Origin of the sequence: Paraburkholderia sp. JHI2823 (genome assembly GCF_038900695.1) — a bacterium.
GTDB lineage: Bacteria > Pseudomonadota > Gammaproteobacteria > Burkholderiales > Burkholderiaceae > Paraburkholderia > Paraburkholderia mimosarum.
Map to the genome: position 1 here is coordinate 1 of NZ_JAYMRY010000268.1, position 447 is coordinate 447.

A 447-nucleotide genomic window follows, 5' to 3' on the forward strand; every position below is an offset into this window, starting at 1 on the left:
CTGCATCGTGCCGCCCGCGTCTTCGACGAGTCCCGCGCCGCGTTCGACTCGTGAAGTCGAATCGGCGATCAGCGCGCCGATCTCGCGCGCCGCTGCGGCCGAGCGTTGCGCGAGGCTGCGCACCTCGCCGGCCACGACCGCGAAGCCGCGGCCTTCGTCGCCGGCACGCGCGGCTTCGACCGCCGCGTTGAGCGCGAGGATGTTGGTCTGAAACGCAATGCTTTCGATCGTGCTGATGATGCCCGTCATCTGCGCTGAGCCCGTGTGAATCGCGCGCATCGTTTCGATCATGCTGCCGACCGCGTCGCGGCCATGCGCGGCGAGGTTCGACGCGCCGCGCGCGAGTTCGCTCGCCTGTTCCGCATTGCTCGCGTTGAGCTGCACGGTCGCGGTCAGCTGCTCCATCGCGGAGGCCGTCTCGCCAAGTGAGGCCGCCTGCTTCTCGGT

General features: G+C 69.4%; 1 protein-coding gene. It reads right to left on the reverse strand.

The window, feature by feature from the left end:
- Positions 1–447, reverse strand: a 447-nt coding sequence (locus tag VSR34_RS38640) for a methyl-accepting chemotaxis protein (RefSeq protein WP_342965263.1), incomplete at both ends; no start/stop codon positions are given.